Source organism: Bacillus sp. FSL R7-0672, from assembly GCF_038601465.1.
Taxonomy (GTDB): domain Bacteria; phylum Bacillota; class Bacilli; order Bacillales; family Bacillaceae; genus Bacillus; species Bacillus pumilus.
In genome coordinates this window covers 2,686,755-2,709,275 of the sequence record NZ_CP152010.1, presented here as the reverse complement: position 1 = coordinate 2,709,275, position 22,521 = coordinate 2,686,755, and the positions used below count along the sequence as shown (strand labels likewise).

Annotated in this window: 22 protein-coding genes and 1 other annotated feature; of the genes, 17 read left to right on the top strand and 5 right to left on the bottom strand. The window is 40.8% G+C overall.

The window, feature by feature from the left end; genetic code table 11:
* Window positions 1-142: 142 nt before the first annotated feature.
* The 7 genes from MKY18_RS13675 (at window position 143) to MKY18_RS13645 (ending at window position 5,020) form a co-directional block, all read left to right on the top strand.
* Window positions 143-418: a YtzC family protein gene (locus MKY18_RS13675; protein WP_034665376.1), complete on the top strand. Its 276-nt coding sequence runs from the start codon at window positions 143-145 to the stop codon at window positions 416-418.
* 141 nt (window positions 419-559) lie between these two features.
* A complete protein-coding gene (locus tag MKY18_RS13670) occupies window positions 560-739 on the top strand; it encodes a hypothetical protein (RefSeq protein WP_003217546.1) in 180 nt (59 codons plus the stop codon).
* A 17-nt stretch (window positions 740-756) separates the two neighbouring features.
* The gene (locus tag MKY18_RS13665; protein ID WP_065098650.1) at window positions 757-1,149 is read left to right on the top strand and encodes a GntR family transcriptional regulator; all 393 of its coding nucleotides are present in this window, start codon (window positions 757-759) and stop codon (window positions 1,147-1,149) included.
* The gene (locus tag MKY18_RS13660) at window positions 1,142-2,020 is read left to right on the top strand and encodes an ABC transporter ATP-binding protein (RefSeq protein ID WP_044142161.1); all 879 of its coding nucleotides are present in this window, start codon (window positions 1,142-1,144) and stop codon (window positions 2,018-2,020) included. Before MKY18_RS13665 ends, MKY18_RS13660 begins: the two co-directional genes overlap by 8 nt.
* Complete coding sequence (locus MKY18_RS13655) at window positions 2,014-3,000, top strand: ABC transporter permease subunit (RefSeq protein ID WP_217013054.1); 987 nt, start codon at window positions 2,014-2,016, stop codon at window positions 2,998-3,000. The genes MKY18_RS13660 and MKY18_RS13655 overlap by 7 nt, the downstream gene beginning before the upstream one ends.
* A gap of 21 nt (window positions 3,001-3,021) precedes the next feature.
* Entirely contained in the window at window positions 3,022-3,720 is a 699-nt protein-coding gene (locus tag MKY18_RS13650) for an ABC transporter ATP-binding protein (RefSeq protein WP_065098648.1), read from the top strand.
* Complete coding sequence (locus MKY18_RS13645; protein WP_268453143.1) at window positions 3,710-5,020, top strand: ABC transporter permease; 1,311 nt, start codon at window positions 3,710-3,712, stop codon at window positions 5,018-5,020. Before MKY18_RS13650 ends, MKY18_RS13645 begins: the two co-directional genes overlap by 11 nt.
* A gap of 65 nt (window positions 5,021-5,085) precedes the next feature.
* On the opposite strand, the gene MKY18_RS13640 is transcribed toward MKY18_RS13645, so the two are convergent.
* Window positions 5,086-5,787, bottom strand: coding sequence for a hypothetical protein (locus MKY18_RS13640; protein WP_065098646.1), 702 nt, complete (start codon window positions 5,785-5,787; stop codon window positions 5,086-5,088).
* An 86-nt stretch (window positions 5,788-5,873) separates the two neighbouring features.
* Window positions 5,874-6,677, bottom strand: coding sequence for an STAS domain-containing protein (locus MKY18_RS13635; protein ID WP_003217570.1), 804 nt, complete (start codon window positions 6,675-6,677; stop codon window positions 5,874-5,876).
* A 425-nt stretch (window positions 6,678-7,102) separates the two neighbouring features.
* On the opposite strand from MKY18_RS13635, the gene MKY18_RS13630 reads away from it, so the two are divergent.
* The 6 genes from MKY18_RS13630 (at window position 7,103) to MKY18_RS13605 (ending at window position 14,706) form a co-directional block, all read left to right on the top strand.
* Entirely contained in the window at window positions 7,103-7,432 is a 330-nt protein-coding gene (locus tag MKY18_RS13630; RefSeq protein WP_223250657.1) for a DUF4257 domain-containing protein, read from the top strand.
* A 103-nt stretch (window positions 7,433-7,535) separates the two neighbouring features.
* Window positions 7,536-7,757 (top strand) — a binding site (T-box leader).
* Between the two features lie 97 nt (window positions 7,758-7,854).
* On the top strand, window positions 7,855-10,269 hold the full coding sequence (leuS, locus tag MKY18_RS13625; protein WP_185107179.1) for a leucine--tRNA ligase: 2,415 nt from the start codon (window positions 7,855-7,857) through the stop codon (window positions 10,267-10,269).
* A 130-nt stretch (window positions 10,270-10,399) separates the two neighbouring features.
* Window positions 10,400-11,302: a dienelactone hydrolase family protein gene (locus MKY18_RS13620; protein ID WP_111911352.1), complete on the top strand. Its 903-nt coding sequence runs from the start codon at window positions 10,400-10,402 to the stop codon at window positions 11,300-11,302.
* Between the two features lie 46 nt (window positions 11,303-11,348).
* Window positions 11,349-12,101, top strand: a complete 753-nt coding sequence (locus MKY18_RS13615; protein WP_185107177.1) for an NAD(P)-dependent oxidoreductase — start codon at window positions 11,349-11,351, stop codon at window positions 12,099-12,101.
* 219 nt (window positions 12,102-12,320) lie between these two features.
* Window positions 12,321-13,181 (top strand): carbohydrate ABC transporter permease, encoded by an 861-nt coding sequence (locus MKY18_RS13610; protein ID WP_087976618.1) that lies wholly within the window; start codon window positions 12,321-12,323, stop codon window positions 13,179-13,181.
* 25 nt (window positions 13,182-13,206) lie between these two features.
* Window positions 13,207-14,706 carry an extracellular solute-binding protein gene (locus tag MKY18_RS13605; protein WP_065098641.1) on the top strand — a complete coding sequence of 500 codons (1,500 nt, stop codon included), beginning with the start codon at window positions 13,207-13,209 and terminating at the stop codon, window positions 14,704-14,706.
* 45 nt (window positions 14,707-14,751) lie between these two features.
* Here the strand turns inward: MKY18_RS13605 and MKY18_RS13600 are convergent, their stop codons facing one another.
* Both MKY18_RS13600 and MKY18_RS13595 read right to left on the bottom strand, forming a co-directional pair.
* Window positions 14,752-15,591 carry an aldo/keto reductase gene (locus tag MKY18_RS13600; protein ID WP_185107175.1) on the bottom strand — a complete coding sequence of 280 codons (840 nt, stop codon included), beginning with the start codon at window positions 15,589-15,591 and terminating at the stop codon, window positions 14,752-14,754.
* Window positions 15,592-15,603: 12 nt separating this feature from the next.
* Window positions 15,604-16,791, bottom strand: coding sequence for an MFS transporter (locus MKY18_RS13595; RefSeq protein WP_268453144.1), 1,188 nt, complete (start codon window positions 16,789-16,791; stop codon window positions 15,604-15,606).
* 155 nt (window positions 16,792-16,946) lie between these two features.
* Between MKY18_RS13595 and MKY18_RS13590 the strand changes: the two genes are divergently transcribed.
* Window positions 16,947-17,318, top strand: a complete 372-nt coding sequence (locus MKY18_RS13590; protein WP_003217763.1) for a winged helix-turn-helix transcriptional regulator — start codon at window positions 16,947-16,949, stop codon at window positions 17,316-17,318.
* A 37-nt stretch (window positions 17,319-17,355) separates the two neighbouring features.
* Here MKY18_RS13590 and MKY18_RS13585 read toward each other — a convergent pair whose 3' ends face one another.
* Window positions 17,356-19,656 (bottom strand): helix-turn-helix domain-containing protein, encoded by a 2,301-nt coding sequence (locus MKY18_RS13585; protein ID WP_065098638.1) that lies wholly within the window; start codon window positions 19,654-19,656, stop codon window positions 17,356-17,358.
* Between the two features lie 231 nt (window positions 19,657-19,887).
* On the opposite strand from MKY18_RS13585, the gene MKY18_RS13580 reads away from it, so the two are divergent.
* The 3 genes from MKY18_RS13580 to MKY18_RS13570 are packed head-to-tail and all read left to right on the top strand — an operon-like array spanning window position 19,888 to window position 22,505.
* The gene (locus MKY18_RS13580) at window positions 19,888-20,853 is read left to right on the top strand and encodes a sugar ABC transporter permease (protein WP_065098637.1); all 966 of its coding nucleotides are present in this window, start codon (window positions 19,888-19,890) and stop codon (window positions 20,851-20,853) included.
* Window positions 20,854-20,871: 18 nt separating this feature from the next.
* Complete coding sequence (locus MKY18_RS13575) at window positions 20,872-21,984, top strand: glycoside hydrolase family 105 protein (protein WP_106066863.1); 1,113 nt, start codon at window positions 20,872-20,874, stop codon at window positions 21,982-21,984.
* Window positions 21,981-22,505, top strand: a complete 525-nt coding sequence (locus MKY18_RS13570; protein ID WP_268453147.1) for a lipoprotein YteS — start codon at window positions 21,981-21,983, stop codon at window positions 22,503-22,505. Before MKY18_RS13575 ends, MKY18_RS13570 begins: the two co-directional genes overlap by 4 nt.
* The last annotated feature ends 16 nt before the right edge of the window (window positions 22,506-22,521 follow it).

Here is a 22,521-nt window from a genome sequence, read left to right as displayed (position 1 = left end):
TCCTTGCGTAATAATAGGCATCCTTAAAGTTTAACAAAAATCATGAAGGAGGACAATTAAATCTGTCCAACATTTTCTTTAGTGAAAAAGCTTTACGTGGGCAAAATAGGCGTGAGCAATGATGAAATGGAGGGAATGCAGGATGGCAACAAGGCAGTCGATCGACGAATTTATCCAAAAAAGTACTGAAACCCTTGAGTTTGCAAATGAGCAATTTGATTTGAACTTACGCCAAGAGCATTATAATGAGGACGAATTTTCTAAGGCGCAGCTTATGCTTGAAGATGCAGTCAACGAATTAGAAAAATTAAAAGATGTCGCCAATGACCAGCAAAGAGAGCGGTTAGATAGGGCGCGTGTTCAAATTCAAAGCTTGCAAAATCAAATGATTTTAGGTATTTCTTACGACAACGAATGATAAACAGATCCTTTTTTAAAGGGTCTGTTTTTTATTTTTGATAGGCTATTGACTTTTTATTTGAGTGTCTATATTGTATTGAGTGTACTACATCAACTAATACACTAAAGACACTTAAAAAGTGAAGAAAGGTGTTCAACCATGAAAAAAGAAAAAAAACCAATCAATTTGAAGTGGATGGTGCTGGCTGTTGTGTTAGCATGTACATTTTTTTTCGTTCTCGTTTTCATTGGTTTTGAAGTTCAAAAAGATTTGATACTTAATTCAATCCCTTTAATGCAAGGGCATGAACAAGCAATAGGACTGCAAAAGCATGAATGAGGAAAGAGGGAGCCGTCATGATTCAAATAGATCCACGAAGCGCTGCGCCAATATATGAACAAATCATTGAGCAACTCAAAATTTTATGTCTAAAAGGTGTAATGAAGCCTGGTGACAAACTGCCCTCTGTCAGAGAGCTCGCCACTATTATCATCGCCAATCCAAACACCGTCAGTAAAGCATATAAGGAGCTTGAGCGGGAAGGGATTATTGAAACACTAAGAGGTCGCGGTACGTATGTAACAGTAGAGGCTCAGTTAAAGCTGAATGAAGGGAAGGTATTGGAGATGAAGGAGCAATTAAGACAACTCATTATAGAAGCTCATTATGCCGGTATTGATATTCAACAACTGAAGGAATGGATAGAAGAGATCGGCTCAAGTCTTGAGGGAGGAAAAAAAGTTGATTGAGGTTAGAAATGTATCGAAGACATTAAATGGACGTGAAGTACTCAGTAACGTTTCCTTCAAAATAGGCGAAGGTGAGATCTTTGGTTTGCTTGGCAGGAATGGCTCTGGTAAAACAACACTTCTCCGCTTGATTCAGCAAATTCTTCTTCCAGATGAAGGAGAGATTTATTTTAAAGACGTGCTTGTGAAAGACCACCCGTTAGTAAAGCAAAATATTGTGTATATGCCAGTCGTCAATCCCTACTTTGACAGATACAATTACGGGCAGCTTGTCCAGCTGTTAAAGCATATTTATCCGAAGTTTGACGTGACATATGCCAATGAGCTTGTGAACCGCTATGAAATTCCGGAAAAAGTAAAATACCGTGAACTATCGACAGGGTTAAAAAAGCAGCTCTCATTAATTTTAAGCTTTGCGATCAAGCCAGCCGTGATTCTGTTAGATGAACCGACAGATGGTATTGATGCCGTCACAAGAAATGATGTTCTTCAGCTCATGATCGACGAGGTAGCGGAACGTGAAACGTCGATTCTCATCACATCGCACCGATTAGAGGATATTGAGCGTATGTGTAACCGAATCGGTTTTTTAGAAGGAAATCAACTCACAAGTGTCATGGATCTTGATGAATTAAAGAATGATTATCTAAAAATCCAGATGGCTTTTGAAGAAGATATGAACTTGAGTATACGAAAAAATGGTGTTGCTATATTAGATCAAGCTGGCATTTTTTATACAGCGCTTGTTCTTAAAACCGATGTAGAGGCTAAAGAGTACTTAAAGTCGCTGCAACCAAAAGTATGGCATGAACTGCCTGTCAATTTAGAAGAAGTATTCATTGCAAAGTTTGGAGGGAAACGGAGATGGTGAAGCGGCAATTATTATATAAGGAATGGAAGCAATCAGAGCTGACATTTATTTTAGTCATGCTGGTTGCGGTGTTTGCAACGCCCTTTGCATTCTTAATGGAATATTCGTCTTTTCAAACATGTCTAAAGGATGCAGAGTGTATTGTAGATTCACCGCGTTTTTCTTATTTCTTTAATACAGATGTGTTTCTCTCCCTTTCTTGGTTAATGGGGGTCTTCTTTGCTGTCATTCAGCTAGGATTTGAGAGAAATAAAGGGCATATGGACTTTACCTTATCTTTGCCGTTTAACAGAAGTACAATATATCATACAAAGTTTTTCTTAGGTGCTGGAATCATTGCAATCGTTCATGCCGTATCGTATGTTCTTACGTATTTACTTATTTTGGGACTGAATCCACTAGAGACATCTGGCTTTCATAGCGGTTATGTCATTTCATTTGTGACCTCCTTAATGTTTTATAGTTTATTTTTTGCAGCTGGTACTTTAACCGGAAGTTCCATTTCACAAGCAATTGTTGGGTTCAGCACAGCTATTTTACCCTTTTTAGTGATCGGATTACCGATTGTTCATTTAGATTTTATCTTGAAGACAAGTGGGGATTGGTTAGATAAGAGCTTCGTTCATTTGATATCGCCTATGTCTCCAATTATTTACATTACAACTGAACCTTTCCAATCTGATTATCCTCATTGGTTCTCGGGTGAAAAAATTATTATCCCTATTGTCATGATGGTTCTATTTTATGTAATTGGTTTAATTAGCTTTATAAAACATCCAATTGAACGAAATGGCCGCTTCTTTCTTTATCAAAAAATCGACCGGCCCATTCAGATTATGGTTATTGTCTTCGGTGTTCTAGGATTTGGCTGGGTTGGATTTTCTTCAGATAATTCTATATTTGGTTATATCGCTGGCATGCTCATCGGTGGAGCTGTAGGCGCACTAACAAGTTATTTCTTAATATATCGAAAAAGATAAACAGAGAGTAGGGGAGTAGAGATGATTCAGGTTCAAGCGTTAGATCATGTGTTTACAATTGGTAAAAAAGGCAGAGAGAATGAGATTCCTGTGCTGAAAGGGATTGACCTATCCATCAAAAGAGGCGACATTGCTTGTATTGTGGGTCGGAGCGGTTCGGGGAAATCGACCTTATTGAACTTAATTTCAGGATATATTACGCCAACGAGCGGACAAATTGTCATTGATGGGACCGATGTGACTGGCTTTAATGAAAAAGAATGGGCGGACTTCCGCTTAGATCACTTTGGTTTTATCTTTCAAAGCTTTCAATTGATCGGGAGCTTAACGACGTATGAAAATGTTGAACTTCCGCTCACTTTAAAAGGTGTGAAGCCGTCTGAACGAAAGGCGAAAGTAGAAGAAATGCTGAAACGAGTAGGTCTAGAAGATCATGCAGGGCATTACCCGAATGAGTTGTCAGGCGGGCAGCAGCAGCGTGTGAGTATTGCAAGAGCCTTGATTTTAAATCCATCTATTATTTTAGCGGATGAACCAACAGGCAGTCTAGATTCAGAAACCGAAGGAGAAATTTTAGCCTTTATCCAGCAGCTCAATCGTGAAAAAGGAATCACGTTTGTTATTATTACACATGACGATGAAGTCGCTTCAATCGCAGATACCACGTTCCAGCTTCATGATGGTGTATTAAAGAAAGGGGAACAATCCATTGAAATTTAGAGATCAGGTCAAATTCATTAGAAGAAACATGAAGAAAAATAGATTGCGTGTGTTTATGACCATTATTGCGACGACAATGGCATGTTCTTTCTTAATCGTTTTAGCATCTGTTGGTTTTGGTCTGCAAAAATCGGCGCAAGATGAAATCATGAAACAGCAAATCATCACAGAAGTGAAAGTGTTAGGCAAGGAAAAAGGTGACGTCAAAGTAGATGATTTAAAGAAATATGATCATGTGAAATCTGTCGTCTCGAGAACGGCGCTCATTCCAACGGTAAACGTCGAGCTCGATGATCGCTCAGGTGAAACGCAGGCTGCTCTAACCGATATGAAAGAAGAAAAAGAAGCAGGGCTTGAGCTAGACCGAGGGAAAGTCCCAACATCAGCGAACGAAATTGTGGTCGGGTATCATATGGCTGAACAACTGTGGACAAAAAAAGAACGCCAAGCCTATGAAAAAAAAATAAATCAGACATCAAATGGTGAAGAAATGCCAAAGGAGCCTAAGGGCTACACGAAAGATATTTTAAATAAAGTGATTCAAGTCAAAGTACCAAAACTCAATGAAGAAAATGAAGTCGTCAAAGAAAAAACATTTGATTTCCGTGTAGTAGGTGTGTTGAAAAAGCCGAATCTGGAGTGGCAAGAGGATCATAAAATTTTTATTCCGAATGCGTATGAAAAGGAATTTGGTCAAATACTCGATCTATCTCCTGAAGCAGGAAATGTCGAGAAAATGACTTCTGTTTATGCAGATAAATTCGACAATGTCGGTGCACTCACGAATAAGCTGACAGATGAGGGCTACCAAGTCATCTCTGTGACGAATCAGCTTGAAGGTATGGATATGTTCTTTACAGTCTTCAAAATTGGACTTATTTTTGTTGGATGTATTGCGGTCATTATTTCTGCAATTGGTATTTTTAATACGATGACAATGGCAGTAACAGAGCGAACACAAGAGATTGGTATTATGAAAGCCATTGGCGCGAATCCATCGATTATCAAGCGAATGTTCCTGATGGAAAGTGCTTATATTGGGGTGATTGGGTCAATCATCGGAATTATCATCTCATATATCATTAGTTTCGCCGTCAATTTAATCATTCCAGCTATTTTGTCGTCCATGTCAGAGGGAGGGTCAAGTGATCAATTCTCGATCACCTTCTCCTACATTCCACTCAGCCTTGTGATTACGGCAACAGTGATTAGCGCAGGGGTAGCGATCCTTTCAGGGCTCAACCCAGCACGTAAAGCAACAAAAACGAATGTATTAGCAGCATTAAGAAGAGAAATCTAAAAAAAGAACCTCCTAAGGCACCCAATTGGGCTGACAGGAGGTTCTTTTTTTCGTGACAAAAATGGCTATTGCTTAGGTGCCCGGTACCCTGCACGCTCTGCTTCTTCTACGGAGCAAAACATTTTGGTTACATTTTTGGTTCTAGAGTAGTATCTGCTGCTCGGTGTGTGATAAATACCGTTGACACTTCCTTTAATGTTACAGGCTGCAGATTCTTTTTTTGTTTCCTTCTGTGATTCATGACCGCCTGTGCTTTTTCCTTCATCTTTAGGAGCGGAGCGCTGAACGGTAGAAGACTCCGTATCGCTGCTATTTTTCTTGTTCTCTTTTTTAAGTGTTTCAATGCTTGAGGCAAGCTTGTCTATTTTCTCTTCAAGCGCTTGAATGGTCTTTTCTTGCTTTTTGACTGTTTCTTTTTCTGAGGTGATGGTTTCTAGCTTTTTCGCTAGTTTTTCTTTATCCTTTGTTGCGTCCTCTAAAGAAGCGGTAAGTTCCTCTTTATCAGCTTTTAAGCGCGTTATGTCAGATGTGAGCTGCTTTTGATCCTTTAACAGCTGTTCTGAAGATGGATCTGCTTGTGCCTTCGGTGCATCTGTGGCAGCAAACGGTAATGACATAATGGAAAAGATGAGACCCAAGATCAAGAAAGGATAAAATAGTTTCTTTGAAAAGATCTGCGCATTCTGGTGTTTGAGTAATAAGAAATTGACGGCATATCCTATGGCAAAACAAACACATAAAAGACCTATGATGAGTAACATCATCATCTAGTAGCCCCCCTACATCTTTCATTACACCTATCATACCTCATTTTTCCATTTTTAGGGGGCGTTTCAACTAAAAAAACCCTGTTTTACACAGGGTTTTCAGCTAATGGTAATCCTTTGATTGCTTCCTTAACCGTCAAATAAGTGATTGTATCCTGAAAATCTGTATCCAAGTCTTTCATTTTCATTGCAAGCTGCGGTTTGATCCCTGTGATGATCAGTTCGGTTCCGGTTAGATTAAGAAGACGATGCAGCTTGAAAATGCGTGCTGCAACGGAATCATCGACATCGATTAAACCAGAAAGATCGACAATTAAATAATCATCCTTTGAATCATCTAATATACAAGTTAACTTCGCGACAATGGCATCAAAGCGTTCTTCAGATAGTTTTCCAATGAGTGGGAGAGCAGATACACCATTTTTGATTGGGACGATTGGCGTCGAAAGAGAGGTGACTTCCTGTAAGGAATCTTCTAGGAGCTGTTCATATTCTTTCTGTTTCGTAATATCCTTTTGAAAGCCAATGAAAAATGTTTTATCATCTTGTTCAATGTATAGAGGATCTATATTGAGTTCATTCCAAAAAAAAGTTCCGTCTTTTTTATAATTTTTTAGCTGTGTGGTAATAGGTGTTTTATTCTGTATTCCATGACGTATTAAATCGAGCTGCTTTTGATCTGTGTCTTTCCCTTGAAGGAATCGACAATTACGCCCAAGAATCTCATCTGGTTTGTATCCAGTCATGTGTGTAAAGCCATGATTCACATAAACGATAGGGTTATCCTCTAAAGAAGGGTCTGTAATGACAACACCGATCCGCGCATGATCTAGCGCTTTTTTTATGAGTTCAAGCTGTTTTTGTAAGCCGAAGATGTTCGAGCTGACCATATTACCCTCCTTTGTTGCTGCTATCAGACATATCAAATGGTTGTCTTTTCAACCAAAGGTATTCCTTACTAACGTAACATAACATATGTTCTGTTTCAACGATTGCAATGGCTTTGTTAAATTTGTCATCATAGTTTGTCCTCCATTAGAATATAGTAAGTAAGGAGACTTTTCTTTAGAAAAAGAAGGAATCAATTTCTTATAATTCATAAAATGACATAAATAGTTAATATGAATTAGGTAAAAATGATTCCAATGCATCAAGATTGTTTTGGGTCATTCACATATAATGGAAGAAACAAGCTTTTTTTCTTCGTTAGAGAGAATAGACCTTTTACATGGATTATGACGGAACAGCAGAATGGCATTACAGGGGGCTGGACAGCCTGAAGTCGCTTTACTATTCTAAGGGCTTTAGGAAGGTGATGAAAATGCTGCAACAAGTCATTATTGCTTGCGCCATTGGAGGGGTCATGGGCATTCTCGGTCACGTAAAGAAAAAAGGCAGGCTAGAGAAGCCCAGAATGACAAAAAAGTTTATTTATTTAGGGTTTATTGAAGATTGGCTCGTTGGGATGATTGCCGCTACACTGCTTGTCTTATCCTCAAATCCCGATTCTAGTCTGCACTTGGTCATCTTATCAATTATTTCAGGTTACGGAGGAGAAGCAGTTCTGCGAAGCTTTGATTTTGTAAGAGAACAGCATTCACAGAATGCAGACTCCAACCGTCATAACCGATCTCCACACGAATAATATCCTCTACTTTACCCTGATCTAGGGTACATTCCCATTGTATACAAACCTGCTTGCACTTATGATCATAATTCTATAAAATACTACTTAGATGACGGTTACGATAAGAACAGTGAAGAGGAGTAGTAGGAAAGCAGTATTTGTCTTTAGAGAATTGACGGCTGGTGAAAGTCAATCAAATCTGCTTCTGAACTCGCCTCAGAGTTGCAGTTGCGTTAAAGCTTCTGTCGCATGTCTGCGTTAAAGATATTAAGTGAGCGTACAAACAGAAAGTTACGCTAACAAGGGTGGTACCGCGGGAACCAAAAAATCTCTCGTCCCTTTCCAGGGATGAGGGTTTTTTGTTGATTTTAGAAAAATCTGAATTCTTGCAGTGGTCATCTGAGCAGATACAGCCGTACATATTAAAGGAGGTTTTCACATTGAGTTTTCAGCATCGGGAAATTGAAAAGAAGTGGCAGGATTATTGGCTGACACATAAAACATTCGCCACATCTGACTCGGAAGATAAACCAAAGTTCTATGCACTTGATATGTTTCCATACCCATCAGGAGCAGGACTTCATGTCGGGCACCCTGAGGGCTACACAGCAACGGATATTTTATCACGCATGAAACGTATGCAGGGATATGATGTTCTTCATCCAATGGGATGGGACGCATTTGGTCTTCCAGCAGAACAGTATGCACTAGATACAGGGAATGATCCGGCGGTCTTTACAGAAGAGAACATCAATAACTTCCGCCGCCAAATTCAATCACTAGGGTTCTCATATGATTGGGATCGAGAAATCAACACGACTGATCCAAATTATTATAAATGGACACAATGGATTTTCTTGAAATTGTACGAAAAGGGATTGGCGTATATCGATGAAGTACCAGTGAACTGGTGCCCAGCGCTTGGCACAGTCCTTGCAAATGAAGAAGTCATTGATGGAAAAAGTGAACGCGGAGGGCATCCGGTTGAAAGACGTCCGATGAAGCAATGGATGCTAAAGATTACGGCATATGCGGACAGGCTGTTAGAAGATTTAGAAGACATTGATTGGCCTGAAAGCATTAAAGATATGCAGCGTAACTGGATCGGACGTTCAGAAGGTGCACATGTTCATTTCGAAGTAGAAGGACATGATGAACAGTTTACTGTATTTACAACGCGTCCTGATACATTATTTGGTGCAACCTATGCGGTACTTGCACCAGAACATGCACTTGTTGAAAAAATCACAACAGCTGCTCAAAAAGAAGCAGTCGAAGCATATATGAAAGAAATTCAATCTAAGAGCGACTTAGAGCGGACAGATCTTGCAAAAACGAAGACGGGTATTTTCACAGGCGCTTATGCCATCAATCCATTAAATGGTGAAAAGATGCCGATCTGGATTGCAGATTACGTGCTGGCTACTTATGGAACAGGCGCGATTATGGCGGTACCTGCCCATGATGAGCGTGACTATGAATTTGCCAAAACATTTGATCTGCCAATCAAGGCAGTTGTCGAAGGCGGAGACATTGAAAAAGAAGCTTACACAGGTGATGGAAAACACATTAACTCTGATTTCCTCGATGGATTAGGAAAAGAAGAAGCGATTGAAAAAGTCATTGCATGGCTGGAAGAACATCAAAAAGGCGAAAAGAAAGTCACTTATCGTTTAAGAGACTGGCTATTTAGCCGCCAGCGTTATTGGGGTGAGCCAATTCCAATTATTCATTGGGAGGATGGAACTTCTTCAGCTGTTTCTGAGGAAGAGCTTCCACTGATTTTGCCTAAGACGACTGAGATTAAGCCAAGTGGTACAGGTGAATCACCTTTAGCCAATATTAAAGATTGGGTTGAGGTTGTCGATCCTGTTACAGGTAAAAAAGGACGCCGTGAAACCAATACAATGCCGCAATGGGCAGGCAGCTGCTGGTATTTCTTACGTTATATTGACCCGCATAACTCAGAAGAGCTTGCATCTCCTGAGAAGCTAAAGAAATGGCTTCCTGTTGATGTATATATCGGCGGAGCAGAACATGCTGTACTTCATCTTCTATATGCACGCTTCTGGCATAAGTTCTTGTATGATATCGGTGTTGTTCCGACAAAAGAACCTTTCATGAAATTGTTCAACCAAGGAATGATTCTTGGGGAAAATAATGAAAAAATGAGTAAATCAAAAGGAAATGTCGTCAATCCAGATGATATCGTAGAATCTCATGGTGCGGATACATTACGACTTTATGAAATGTTCATGGGACCTTTAGATGCATCAATCGCTTGGTCTGAAACAGGACTTGATGGCGCTCGCCGTTTCCTTGATCGTGTATGGCGTCTATTCACAAATGAAGATGGCACAATCAGTGATAAAGTAACGAAGCAAACTGGAGGCGCATTAGAACGAAGCTATCATGAAACCGTGATGAAGGTAACAGACCATTATGAAGGCCTGCGCTTCAATACAGGGATCTCACAATTAATGGTGTTTATCAATGATGCCTACAAGGCTGATACACTTCCGAAAGAATATGCAGAAGGCTTTGTGAAACTACTTTCTCCAATTGCACCGCATGTAGCGGAAGAGCTTTGGAATAAACTTGGTCATGAAGGGTCTATTTCTTATGAAGCATGGCCGCAATATGACGAGTCAAAGCTTGTCGACGATGAAGTAGAAATTGTCGTACAATTGAATGGGAAAGTGAAAGCAAAATTAACCGTTCCTGCTGATGCAACAAAAGAACAGTTAGAAGAGCTTGCGAAAAATGATGCACGTGTAAAAGAACAGCTTGAAGGGAAAACCATTCGCAAAGTGATTGCGGTTCCTGGGAAGCTTGTCAATATTGTTGCGAATTAGTGATGACACCCATCGGTATGAACCGGTGGGTGTTCCTTATTTCCCGGGACATAATTTTGTCGAAAACAAGGTGATTGCACTATCGATCTCGTATGTTAACAGATGATCAACAAAAGGAGGAGTGACGTCAATGGAAAAGGAAAGCAAACGTGAACAACTGCTCAGTCTGTTAGGAGAAATGCCAGAACGCCATCGCGTGGAGGCATATACGTTAAAGATCGAGGATCGTGAATCGTACGTAGTCGAAACACTCATTCTTTCAATTCATGGTGTGGAGGAAGTGCCCGCTTATTTTGTGAAGCCAAAGGATACGGTGAAAAAAAGACCCGTTGTGCTCTTTCAGCACTCTCATGGTGGGAACTACGTCGATGGGAAGGAAGAGCTCATCAAGGGTGCTCATTATTTGCAAGAGCCTTCATATGCGAAAGAGTTCACCTCAAAAGGCTATAGTGTCCTGGCTATTGATCATGCAGGATTTGGTGAGAGAAGAGGAAGAACCGAAAGTGAAATTTTTAAGGAAATGCTTTTAACAGGGAAAGTGATGTGGGGCATGATGCTGTATGAAAGCATGTGTGCAATTGATTATGTGCTGTCTCGACCTGATGTGCTGCCGGACCGGTTAGCTGTTTTTGGAATGTCAATGGGCGGGCTTCTTTCCTGGTGGACGGCTGCGCTTGATGAGAGGGTCAGTGTGTGTATTGATCTTTGTGCACAGGTCGATCACCACACATTAATTGAAACGAACAATTTAGACAGGCATGGCTTTTATTACTATGTACCAAGCTTAGCAAAGCACTTTACGGCAGCTGATATTCAAGCAATGATTTTTCCAAGGCCGCATTTAAGCTTAGTTGGAAAACTTGATCCACTCACGCCTGCTGAAGGCGTCGCACGCATTCAAAAGGGATTGAGCCAAACTTATCAAGCGGCTTCATTGAAAGAACGGTATCAGCTTGTTGGTCTTCATGCAGGTCATTTTGAAACAGCCGCTATGCGTCACGAGGCCACTCGATTCTTAAAAAAATGGCTGTAATCTATAAAGGCTTGGACATACTACGTCATTAGAAAGGAGGAGACACATGAAGAAGATCACGATCATTGGCGGGTGCGGTGTGATCGGCCTTATTTTAACAAAAACGCTCTCTTCTGAGTATGAGATCACCATTATTGATCAAGCGAGCTGTGTAAAAGGAGTTATTATTGCAGATGCAACGAATGAACAGGAATTATATGAGGCGATTCCGCGAGATACAGATGTCATCATACACCTTTTAAACATGGAGATGACGCATGATGTGATGAATCATGAGGAGTTTGAAAAAATGAATGATATTTTTTGGAGGAGCTCTTATTCTATGTTTCGATCAGCTATAAGTCTCGGCATACGAAAAGTCATTTTTGCAAGCAGCAATCATGTGACTGATCGTTATGAAAAAGATGGACGCTCCTTACTAGGGAGACATATTACAACAAACGATGTACCTGCGACTAAAAATGTCTATGGCATTTTAAAATTTGCTTCTGAACAGCTAGGCCGTCTGTTCCACGATCAAACGGGAATGTCTGTTATCAATTTACGGATTGGAACGGTTGTGACAGATGAGATGGAGGCATTACACGAGAAAGAACGGACGAAACGAACACTTCTTTCACATGAAGATCTAGCAGGGATGATAAAGGCAGCGATTGAAACGGCCGTTCCCTTTGGGACATATTATGCCGTATCAGAAAACGAAGAAAAGCCTTGGTCTACGGAAAACACGAAGCAGGAGTTAGGCTACAGACCTGATGTGAATACGACGGAAATCCTTGAAGAAAATGATCGGGCGTAGGGCATAATCATGTCATTAGCTGATGATCTTATTCTTTTGTTTCATGAGCATAAAAGCACGACTGACAGGATCGACCCAGTTGGACTGTCAAGATGATTATAGACGCTTTCTTCCCCCATTTGTTACATTTTAATCACGATATCGTCACAGGCTGCAGCTTATTTTCGGATAAAATGATAACGCTTTCAAAGAAAGGGTGTGATGAACATAGATCGTTCTATTAAAGGCCGATTGTTCAACTTATTTAATTACTCTTTTCTACTCATGTTCGCATTAATATGTGTGCTTCCGTTCATCCATGTCATTGCAGCCTCTTTTGCTACAGTAGAAGAGGTCATCACGAAGAAGTTTATCTTGTTCCCGACCACGTTTTCTTTAGAGGCCTATCGGTATATTTTCTCTACGGATATTGTGTACCGCAGCCTTATCGTGTCCATTCTTGTGACACTCGTTGGAACAGCTGTCAGCATGTTTTTGTCCTCACTCATGGCATATGGGCTGTCTCGTCAGGAGTTAAAAGGCCGGAGAACATTGATGTTTCTCGTTGTCTTCACGATGCTATTTAGCGGAGGCATGATTCCGACGTTTATTGTGGTGAAAACACTTGGTCTACTTGATACCTATTGGTCACTGATTCTACCGGTTGCGATCAATGCGTTCAATTTGATCATTTTGAAAAACTTCTTTCAAAACATTCCGGCAAGCCTTGAGGAATCAGCAAAGATGGATGGCTGTAACGATTTAGGGATTTTCTTTAAAATTGTGCTGCCACTTTCTTTGCCAGCTATTGCGACCATTTCACTTTTTTATGCCGTGACGTATTGGAATACGTACATGACCGCCATCCTGTATTTAAATGATTCAGTGAAATGGCCGATTCAGGTACTTCTAAGGCAGATTGTCATTGTTTCGAGCGGAATGCAAGGGGATATGTCGGATATGGGATCATCCACACCACCGCCAGACCAAACGATTAAAATGGCTGTCATTGTGGTAGCCACCATTCCTGTTCTGCTTGTCTATCCATTTATTCAAAAGCATTTCAACAAAGGGGCATTACTAGGTTCTGTAAAAGGTTAAAAAGAAGGAACAACGGAGGGATCTTATGGGGAGAAAGAAATTATGGTTGATTGCGTTTGTCCTGTTATTTGCAGCAAGCGGTATTCTATCCGCATGTTCAAGCAAAGGAACAAGTTCATCAGATGAAAAGGTTGATTTAGACAAAAAAGTGAAGCTGACATGGATGGCCATTTTGTATCATCAGCAGCCGCCGAAAGATTCGGTTTTAAAAGAGATTGAGAAGCTCACAAATACAGAACTTGATATTACGTGGGTGCCGGATGCTGTGAAGGAAGACCGGTTAAATTCTGCACTTGCCGCCGGGAATTTGCCGCAGATCGTGACGATTCAAGACATTAAGAATTCGTCTGCTATTAATGCGTTCAGATCAGGTATGTTCTGGGAAGTTGGTCCGTATTTAAAGGATTATCCAAATTTAAGTAAGATGAACGAACTGATTAATAAAAACGCCTCTATAGACGGTAAGCTTTATGGCATTTATAGAGAGAGACCACTTTCAAGACAAGGAATTGTCATTCGAAAGGATTGGCTTGAAAATTTAAATTTGGATACACCAAAAACCTTAGATGATCTTTATGAGGTAGCGAAAGCCTTTACTGAAAAAGATCCGAATCAAAACGGAAAAGCGGATACAATTGGCTTTACGGATCGGAACGATTTGATTTATGGCGCATTTAAAACACTTGGTTCATATGAGGGAATGCCAACAGACTGGAAAGAAGAAAACGGCAAATTCACGCCAGACTTTATGACAGATGAGTACATGAATACGATGAATTATATGAAAAAACTGCGTGATAATGGCTATATCAACAAAGACTTCCCTGTGACAAGCAAAACACAGCAGCAGGAATTATTCTCACAAGGAAAAGCAGGAATCTATGTTGGAAATATGGTTGATGCTGTGAACTTGAGAGATGACGCGACAGATAAAAACATGAAAGTCGATATCTTGAACCGAATCAAAGGTCCAGATGGCAAAGAACGGGTGTGGGCATCAGGTGGTCATAATGGCATCTTCGCATTCCCTAAAACAAGCGTGAAATCAGAGGCAGAATTAAAGCGAATTTTGGCCTTCTTTGATCGCATTGCAGAAGAAGATGTCTATGGTCTCATGACGTACGGTATAGATGGTGAGCATTATAAGAAAGAAGAAGGGAATACATTTGTCAGGGAAGAAAGCCAAGTGAAAAGCTGGCAGACAGATGTACAGCCGCTTGTCAGTCTAGTAGGCATTGATAAACGTTACTTGAAAAATAAAGGGGATGCAGTTCGTACAAAATATGAAGAGCTAGAAGAAGACAATCAAAAGATCATCGTCGCCAACCCTGCTGAAAGCCTGTATTCAGAAACAGCCTCAGAACGAGGAAATGAATTGAAAAAAATCATCGATGATGCGACCTATAAGTTCATTCTTGGAGACATCAGTGAAGATCAATTTAAGAAAGATGTAGAGAAGTGGAAATCAAATGGTGGTCATAAAATCATAGAAGAATATGAAGCTTCCTTTAAAAAATCAAAATGATCAACATCAACACCCCCGCACAGTTAAAGAGCGGGGGTGTTTTTATTAAAAATCAAAGTTGTCTGGGTCTGGACCGATACGTTTGTTTTCATTTAAGTCAGAAAGACGTTTCATATCCTCATCAGATAAGACAAAATCAAATATATCTGCATTTTCTTTTAAACGATGCGCTTTCGTTGATTTTGGAATGGTAATGACGCCTTTTTGCACATCCCAGCGCAAAATAATTTGAGCAGGTGTTTTGCCGTATGTGTCCGAGAGTTCTTTGATCACCGGATGATGAAGCAGTTCCCCCTGCATTAGCGGTGACCAAGCTTCCATTTGAATACCATGTGTGTTCAAATACGTATAGAGTGCTTCCTGCGTTAGTTTTGGGTGAAACTCGACTTGATTGATGGCTGGTATGATGTCTGCATCTTTTAATAGTTCGTCTAGATGATGCGGCTGGAAGTTGCTCACACCAATGGCTCTAACCTTTCCTTCACGATACAAGGTTTCCAGCGCACGCCAAGCGTTTTTATATTTTCCTTCAACCGGCCAATGGATTAAATATAGATCCAAGTAGTCAAGCTGAAGTTTTTTCAAGCTTTCCTCATATGCTTGTAGAGTGGATTCATATCCTAAATCGGCATTCCACACTTTTGATGTCACAAAGAGGTCTTCGCGGCGCAGTCCTGTTTCTGCAAGACCAAGTTGTATGCCTCGTCCAACCCCTTCCTCATTGCCATAAATAGCCGCTGTATCAATACTGCGATATCCTATTTGAATGGCTGTTTTGACGGCGTCTATTAATTCTGCACCATCTTCCACCTTGAATACACCGAGACCAAATCCTGGCATGTGGACCCCATTGTTTAATGTTTTTGTACTTTGTAAATGATTCATATTGAACACTCCTTAGATGGTTTGATTTTGTTCTTGTTGTTCCATTCGAAAACTAATCATCGTGAGAATCGCTGCGATGAGGACCATGATACCGCCGACCCAGCCTGTATGCACAAGCCCAAGAGTATCTGTCACGATGCCTCCTAAAAATGAGCCGATGGCGATACCAGCATTAAAGGCAGCAATATTCATAGCGGAAGCGACGTCGACTGCTCCTGGTGTGTATCTTTCTGCAAAATCAACGACAGCTACTTGAAGCCCTGGTACATTCATGAAAGCAAACAGTCCCATCAGCATGACGGTTGCGATGCCTAGCACCGTAAATCCAGCAGTCAAGCTAAGGATAAACAAAATGATGCTTTGGATGATAAACATGTAAATCAGTGCTTTCATTGGCTGCTCATTAGCAGCCTTTCCGCCAATGACATTTCCAGCTGCGATCGTGATCCCGTATAAAAGCAAGATCAATGCCACCGCCCCAGGCGCAAGACCTGTCACATGCTGTAAGAGAGGGGATAAATACGTAAAGACGACAAAGGTTCCTCCGTATCCTGTTGCTGTAATGACAAATAGAAGCAAGATTCTTTTTGTTTTTAATAAAACAGCTTGATCCTTAAATGATGTTTTCACGCCTTGCTTTAATTGAGATGGAACAAGAAAATAGTTAGATATTAGTGAAATCAGACCAATAATGACAATCACACCGAATGATGTCCGCCACCCGAGCTCATGGCCAAGAAATGTCCCGAATGGTACGCCCGTCACAGTAGCAACTGTTAATCCAGTGAACATGAAGGCAATCGCACTTGCCCGTTTTTCTTTCACTACAAGGCTTGCAGCAATCGTAGAGCCAATGGACATAAAGATTCCATGGGACAAGGCTGAAATGATCCGTCCGATTAAAAGTACTGAAAAGGTCGGAGCCATCGTTGCAAGTGTATTTCCAATCAAAAAGACGAGCATAATGAGCAAAAGCAATGTTTTTCTTTTCATCGTTGAAGTCAGAGAAGTCAAAATAGGCGCGCCAAATGTCACACCAAGTGCATATAAAGAGACGGTCCAGCCCGCCTGGCTGACGCTCACTCCAAAGTCCTCCGAAATCATTGGCAAAAGACCGACACTAATAAATTCAGTGGTTCCTATAGCAAAAGCACTAATAGCTAGCGCGAGAAGGGCAAAGTGGTTTTGTTTTTTCTTCATGAATCAGTTCACATCCTTCTGTGATGACATTTTGATAGACGAAGCCGATCGGCAAGAGTTATTATCTAACATAGATGACGAAAAAAAAAGTACGTACTTTTTTGTAATATAGGTACTAAAAAGTGCCTGTTCGTATAAAGAGGAGTGAGGATTTAATGGAAAAGAAAAAATATAATATCTCCGTGGAAGCGACCCTTGAGGTCATTGGCGGAAAGTGGAAGTGCGTGATTTTATGTCATTTAACACATGGGAAAAAACGTACAAGTGAATTGAAGCGGCTCATGCCAAACATCACACAAAAAATGCTTACACAACAGCTGAGAGAGCTTGAAAGTGATGGGGTGATTAACCGGATTGTGTATGAGCAAGTGCCGCCTAAAGTGGAATATGAATTAAGTGAATACGGTCAGTCGCTCGAAAGAATTCTCAATGCGCTATGTGATTGGGGAGCAGCTCATATTGAACGTGTGTACGGAGAGCCGCTTTCAGTGCTAGAAGACAGCATTTTAAATGAACAGTTTAAATAAAAAAGTCCCGCTTCCTATGAGAGCGGGGCTTTTTGTCTTATATGCCTTTTTTCTGGTCACGGTATTTGCCAGGGGTCGTGCCTTCTAGTTTTTTGAAGGAACGGATGAAGTTTTGCGGGTTTTTATATTTCAGTTTTTCCGAAATTTCTTTGACAGACATATCGGTCTCCACGAGCCAGTTTTTGGCGACATGGTGTCTGTAGGATGAGAGATATTCACTAAAGGAAATATCCATTTCCTTTCTAAAAATACTGCTTAAATAATTTGGGTTGTAATGCAGGCGTGTGGCAATTTCATCCAATGTGAGATCTGAGTCGAATTCTTGATGAATGATATGGATGATCTTTTCTGAGATGTTTTTGTATTGTGATTCCTCGCGTGCACCTAGCTGGTCAATAATCGGCCGAATGATCTCATGTTTCAGCCATGCTTCGGTATCTTCAAACGTTTTAAATTCAAAAATCGTATCATACAGCATTTTATTGTCTTCGACCTCAAATAATTCAATGCCAAGCAAATGCATCAGCTCAATCAAATTGTTTAAAAAACGGGCGAGGGCGATATGGTACTCGTGCGGTCCTGCATTTTTAGAGAAAATGGATTGCAGGAGCACATGTAAATAGTGATCTGCCTTCCCTTGATCACCTGCTTTCATCGCATCAAATAGATCATGCTGCAGCTGCTTTGGAAAATGGGTTTTAAACGTTTTTCCTTGCTGGATATGTTCATATAAGATAATGGACTTTTTCTCTGCTTTGAGTCTGTATTTTAAGGCCTCTTTTCCTTCAATGTAAGCCTGTTTTGCCATCGTGAGCTCCTGAAACTGACGGCTGATTCCGATGCTGATCGATAAACCAAGCTGTTCCTCGATACGCAGCTGAATCGTTTCCGCTAATTGGTTTAAATATTCAGTAAACTCTTCATCTGACTTTGAGTGATTTAGGATAATCGTCGTTTGATGCTGATTGACAACTGTTGGCTGAAGGTGCTCCTCTTGCGGAATAATCTGCTCAATCAGTCCATTGATCGCAAATAAAAGTAAGTCAGCATCCTTTTTTTCATAAGGTGTTCCTTTTAGCGTATCAATTTGGGTCACAAGCATGGATAAATGAGACCAGTCCTGAGGGAATCCTAAACTTTGGAACCGGTTGTTAATTTCTTCTTCTGTCAGCTTTCCGAGCAATAGCCGCACCATAAAGTATTGCTGGAGGTGCGTGACTTGCTGCTCAATACGTTCCTCTAAATCATTGTTTTGATCCTTCATTTGTTTAATACTCGACTCAATCAACTCAAATTCATTTTGAAAAGGCTGCTTTTGCAAAAAGGATTCATTGCGTGCAAAGGACTCGTATAACAAGCGGATTGGTTTATAAAAATGTCTGGACCCAAACCATGAAAATAGTAATGAAAGCGCTAACAAAATAAAACAGATAATAAAGGTGATCCACCCAATTGATTTCGTTTGTGCCTTGAGTTCTGGAATGGAAACAAAGGATAGGTACGTCCATTCGTTATAGTCTGATTTTTGAAACGTAATTTGATAGTTTAGTTCCTCGATCTTCATGTTAAATTGACCTGATCGCTCTTCACGTGATAGGACATGCTTGACGAACTCTTGATTTTTCAAGGATTCACCAATTTGTTCTTTGCGGTTATGTAGCAGCACTTTTCCATTAGTATCAATGACAAACATACTGTCAGATTGAGAGAAGTCAGGCATATTGTCAGCAATCATGCAGCTCGGAATGCTGGCGACAGCGATCCCTTTTTTCTGGACACTGTTCATAGGGAGTTGTTTGATTAAGTTCACATTGTATTTGCAAAAGGAGGCTTTTCCTTCTTTTGTCGCAACAAGTGGATTATTCTCTTCAAGTGCCCAGCTGGAATGACTCGGAATATTGAGGTAAGAGGTGAGCGCTTTCTCTTGGTCTCCGCTTGTGACATGATAAAGCCCTGAATTGTTCATGTACCAGTCTTCCATTTTACTGACGAGCGTAATATTGGAAAGATCGGTGTCAAAGGTTTGCAGGTAGTTCAGTTCCTGCTGTACTTGATTATAAAGCTGGAATTGGTCTGGATTTAAAGGTTCTGCCAGTGTTTGAAGGAGAGGCGGCGAACTGACATAGTGAGTGAGAGAATGATCAACTGTCTTTAAAATATGCTCAATATTGGATTGCGTTTGTTTAACGCTGTCCAGCTTTTCATTTGAGATATTTTCGAGTGCTGTTTTTTGTGAATGCTGATAAGAAAAAATACCGACAATGATGACAGGAATCGTACTAAGCATGAAAAAAAACGTGACGAGCTTGTAATAAAATTTATATTGCCTTCTTTTCATAAAACCCCCCATTTCAAACGGAACAATCTTTTCCTCTTTATTTATTAATCCAAAAATCTGGTAGGTTTGTCAATAATCATTTTCTGAGATTAGGATCATTTTCTCATGTTTTATGTAACGTTTTGAGTAGCTTCCCCTAAGTAAATATGATCTGATGATATGATTGTAGACGGATTTTTCATCCTTAAGATACAGTTAACACATGCATCAGCATGAGGGGAGGCTTTATCTATGAAAACAGAGGATGTCATTGCCAAGGGTATGCCTGCGGCAGCTTTGAAAAAAGAAAGAAGAAAGCGCTTACTTAATCAAATGCTTAGTCAAAAGTTTTTGTATGTCATGATTTTGCCAGGGCTCATTTATTTTCTTGTCTTTAAATATGTGCCGATGTGGGGGCTGATCATTGCCTTTCAAGATTATCAGCCGTTTCTCGGTATTCTTGGCAGTGAGTGGGTTGGCTTCAAACACTTTATTCGATTGTTTACAGAACCAACATTTTTCATCTTATTAAAAAATACACTGATTTTATTTGCCATGAATGTTGTGATTTTCTTTCCAATTCCGATCTTATTGGCCTTGCTTTTAAACGAGGTCAGATTGGCCTTGTTTAAGAAATTTGTGCAGACGATGATATACATTCCTCACTTCATGTCATGGGTGATTGTCGTGTCCTTATCCTTTGTTTTGTTAACAGTAGATGGCGGGTTAATCAATGAATTGATTGCTTTCTTTGGAGGGGAAAAGATTAACTTCCTTCTTAGTCAGGAATGGTTTAGGCCGATGTACATTTTACAAGTGATTTGGCGGGAAGCAGGCTGGTCGACGATCATTTACCTTGCGGCGATTACAGCGGTAGATCCGCAGCTATATGAAGCAGCGAAAATGGATGGAGCCGGCAGACTGAGACAAATGTGGCACATCACTCTCCCTGCCATTAAAAGCGTAATTGTCGTTCTGCTTATTTTAAAAATTGGTGACACATTAGAGCTTGGCTTTGAGCATGTCTACTTATTACTCAATGCAACGAACCGGGAAGTAGCAGAAATCTTTGATACGTACGTTTATACAGCTGGTCTTAAGCAAGGGCAATTCAGCTATAGTACCGCTGTTGGTCTATTTAAAGCAGCCGTTGGACTCATTTTGGTTATGCTGGCGAACCGTTTAGCGAAGAAATTTGGGGAAGAAGGTATTTACTAAAAAGGGAGATGAAAAAGAATGACATTATCGACTAAAAAGGGATCACCACTTGAGCATGCAGAGAAATTAGCACAAACAATTATGAAAGCGCATACACCAATCGAGCTGCCTCCAGCTGGAAGATGGCATTATCATCAAGGCGTTTTTCTTTGCGGTGTGATGAAGCTATATGAGTCAACGGGGAACGAGACGTATTTCAATTATGTGAAAAGCTACGCAGATTCGCTCATTGATGAGTATGGAAACCTGTTATTCCGGAGAGATGAGCTTGATGCGATCCAAGCAGGGCTCATTTTATTCCCTCTTTATGAACGAACAGGAGAGAAGCGGTATGTGCTGGCAGCAGAGAAGCTCCGCGGGCTTTATCGCACATTGAATCGCACATCTGAGGGCGGATTTTGGCATAAAGACAATTATGCTTATCAAATGTGGCTGGATGGTCTCTACATGGGCGGACCTTTTGCCTTAAAGTATGCAAAGCTGAAAGGTGAAGAGGACCTGGTGGATATGGTGATCCAGCAAGAGCATCTCATGAGAAAGCATACAAAAGATGAAAAAACAGGTCTGTATTATCACGCGTGGGACGAACGAAAAGTGATGCCATGGGCTGATCAAAAGACAGGCTGTTCTCCCGAGTTTTGGGCAAGGTCATTTGGCTGGTATGTCCTTGCATTAGCAGATATGATCGAGGATCTGCCAGAGCAGCATGAGGGGCGAAAGGTGTGGAAGGAAACGCTGACAGACATGCTGGAAAGTGTAGCTAGGTACCAGGATCAAGACACAGGTCTCTGGCATCAAATCATTGATAAAGGTACTCATAGCGACAACTGGCTTGAAAGCTCTGGATCGTGTTTATTCATGTACGCCATGGCAAAAGCCATGAACGAAGGATATGTCAGCCTTCGCTACGCTGATCATGTGGTGAAAGCATATCAAGGCTTAATTCAGCATAAGACGGCTGAGACAGAAAACGGTGATTTTACCATCAATGATATTTGCATCGGAACATCCGCTGGATTTTATGATTACTACGTCGGTAGAGAGAGAAGTACAAATGATTTGCACGGGGCAGGCGCTTTTATTATGGCATTAACTGAGCTAGAGAAGCTGCCTGTTTTTCAAAAGGCATGAAGAGGCAAAAAAGGGCTGCTGCATGGCTCATCAGCTTCATCGCTGCCTTTTGTTTGTCAGCCTGTCATGGGAAAACAAACGGTATCGATGTTCTGATTTTTTCTGACATGTCAAAGGGGATGAAGGATCAATTAGTCGAGAAGGCTTTTCAAACGGACCAAGAAACGTATAGCGTCCACATCTTTCCGGCGATTCCTGAAAAGCTTCTTGTTGAAATTACCGCAAAAGAGGGGGACATCATGCTTGTCCCGGAAGAAATGTTTCGAACGTATGATGATCCTGAAAGCTTTCAACTGCTTGAAGAGATGGGCATAGATGATCAAGCGGCAGGGCCATATACGATCGAAGATCAAAAGACAGGGAAAATGGTCGATTATGCGGTTCAAGTCAATAAAGGCACGAAAAAGCTAAACGGCTATACCTTTCGATTACATCGAGATATGGTCGCTTTTATTCCCGTTTATGCAGACAAGTCCAAAGAGGCGCTGTCTCTCATGAAACAGCTTCGTGAAAATCGATAGAAAAAGGGGTGGGGCC